The sequence below is a fragment of the Pseudomonas sp. AGC41 genome (assembly GCF_057334555.1).
Window position 1 is genome coordinate 9375 of sequence record NZ_JBHFJB010000155.1, and the last position, 2315, is coordinate 11689.

Sequence of the window (2315 nt, forward strand, 5' to 3'; positions counted from 1 at the left end):
GGCCCGTACATTCAACACCCTCAGCGCCTGACACGCCGCCTTCGCGAGCAGGCCCCCCCCACAGGGGGTGCGTGCAACACAGCAACTGGGCCAACCAGCGACGCTGGCCTATGCTGCACCCATCACCTTTCGTTTTCGGTCGATTTTCCATGGGTCGTGTTTTTTCAATCATCCTCTTATCGCTGTTGGCATCGCCTGCTACCGCGCAGATCTACAAATACACCGACGCCGACGGCAACACCGCCTATAGCAACCAGCCGCCCGACGGTGTACCGGCACAGGCGGTGGAGCTGCCGCCGCTCAACAGCGTCGAGCGCCAGGCCCCAGCCAGTACGGACGCACCCGCGGCCCCGGCGAGCGACGACGCGCCGCGCAATGCCTACGAGGTGTTGGAGCTGACGGACATTCCTACAGAGGAAGCCTTGCGCGCCAATAACGGCACCTTCACCGTTGGCGTCCGGGCGCAGCCGCGCCTGCAAAGCCCGCATCTGTTCAGGTTATTGCTGGACGGCCAGCCGTACGGGCAACCGAGTAACGTGCCGCGCCTGCAACTGGTGAACATCGATCGCGGCGAACACAGCCTGGCAGTCCAGGTCATCAACGGCGAACGTCTCGTACAACAAAGTGAAACCGTTACCTTCACCGTCCAGCGGGTTCACCTCCCATGAGTCGCCGTCTACTCGCCCTCGGTCTTTTGCTGGTTGCGCTACCGAGCCTGGCGCAGGTCTACACCTACATCGACGACCAGGGCAATCGCGTCTTTACGGACCAGCCACGCCCCGGCAACGCGAAGAAGGTGCAACTGGCGCCAGGCAACCGGATGCCGGTGTCACCCTCCGGTACGACGCCGGCAGCGACGTCCGAAAAGCCACCCGCCGAGCCCCTGTTCCGTTACGAAATGCTCCGGCTGCTGATCCCCGAGCCTGACGCGACGATACGCAGTACCGCGGGGGAACTGATCGTCACCGCCACCAGTGAGCCCGGTTTGCAGAAAGGTCATCGCTACCGCTTGCTGCTGGACGGCAAGCCCACTGGCGAACCGGGCCCCAGCCCAGTGTTTGCGCTGAAGAACATTGATCGCGGCACTCATCACCTGGCGGTGGAGATCCTCGATGAGCAGGCGCGGATCGTCGAGCGCACCGCCAACCAGCCCTTCCACATGCAGCGCATGTCCCTGGCGCAAAAGCGCCGCGTCAAACCCTGCGTTATCGCCGACTACGGCCAACGCCCCGAATGCCCTCTGGCGGACAAGCCCGAGGAGGAAAAAAGCAGCATCCTGCCCTTCTTCTAATGCCACTCAGGATGGCGCACCATGTCGGTGCACAGCTCTGCACCTCTACCCAGATTCCTACCCATTTTGGTTCGAAACTACCCGCAAAAACTGGCAAAACGCCACACAGATGGGCGGGAAAAGGCTATTTGACGCCTGAAACGCTTCTTTTCGGAGCCTTGGTTTGGTTTTTGCATTTTGCTGGTATCAGCGCATGAATCGCGCGCGCGATTTGGGGGCTTGCCCTTGATTGCTACGCTTTAAAAGAGGTCCTGATGACCATTAGCGACGCACTACACCGTTTGCTGCTCGACAATCTCACCACCGCGACCATCCTGCTCGACGCCGAATTGCGTCTGGAGTACATGAACCCGGCGGCAGAGATGCTCCTGGCCGTCAGCGGCCAGCGCAGCCATGGGCAGTTCATCAGCGAACTGTTTACCGAATCCGCCGAAGCGCTGAATTCCCTGCGCCAGGCCGTCGAACAGGCCCACCCGTTCACCAAGCGCGAAGCGATGCTCACCGCCCTCACCGGCCAGACCCTGACGGTCGACTACGCGGTAACGCCGATCCTCAACAACAATGCCACCCTCCTGCTCCTGGAAGTCCATCCCCGTGATCGCCTGCTGCGCATCACCAAGGAGGAGGCGCAATTGTCCAAGCAGGAAACCAGCAAGATGCTGGTGCGTGGCCTCGCCCATGAGATCAAGAATCCGCTGGGGGGCATTCGTGGCGCGGCGCAGTTGCTCGCCCGGGAACTGCCGGAAGAAAGCCTCAAGGACTACACCAACGTCATCATCGAAGAAGCCGACCGTCTGCGAAACCTGGTGGATCGCATGCTCGGCTCGAACAAGCTGCCCTCACTGGCGCTGTGCAACGTTCACGAAGTCCTGGAGCGCGTCAGCAGCCTGGTTGAGGCCGAAAGCCAGGGCTGCATCACCTTGGTGCGCGACTACGACCCGAGCATTCCCGACGTCCTGATCGACCGCGAGCAGATGATCCAGGCGGTGCTGAACATCGTGCGCAACGCCATGCAGGCCATCAG

3 protein-coding genes are annotated in these 2315 nt (G+C 61.6%); all 3 read left to right on the forward strand.

Annotated features, from left to right (window positions below; all coding sequences use genetic code 11):
* The first annotated feature begins 149 nt into the window (after window positions 1–149).
* Window positions 150–668, forward strand: coding sequence for a DUF4124 domain-containing protein (locus ACE04F_RS26045; protein WP_486110500.1), 519 nt, complete (start codon window positions 150–152; stop codon window positions 666–668).
* Window positions 665–1291 carry a DUF4124 domain-containing protein gene (locus ACE04F_RS26050; RefSeq protein ID WP_486110501.1) on the forward strand — a complete coding sequence of 209 codons (627 nt, stop codon included), beginning with the start codon at window positions 665–667 and terminating at the stop codon, window positions 1289–1291. The genes ACE04F_RS26045 and ACE04F_RS26050 overlap by 4 nt, the downstream gene beginning before the upstream one ends.
* A 254-nt stretch (window positions 1292–1545) precedes the next feature.
* A partial coding sequence (gene glnL / locus ACE04F_RS26055; protein ID WP_486110502.1) for a nitrogen regulation protein NR(II) occupies window positions 1546–2315 on the forward strand: 770 nt, incomplete at its 3' end.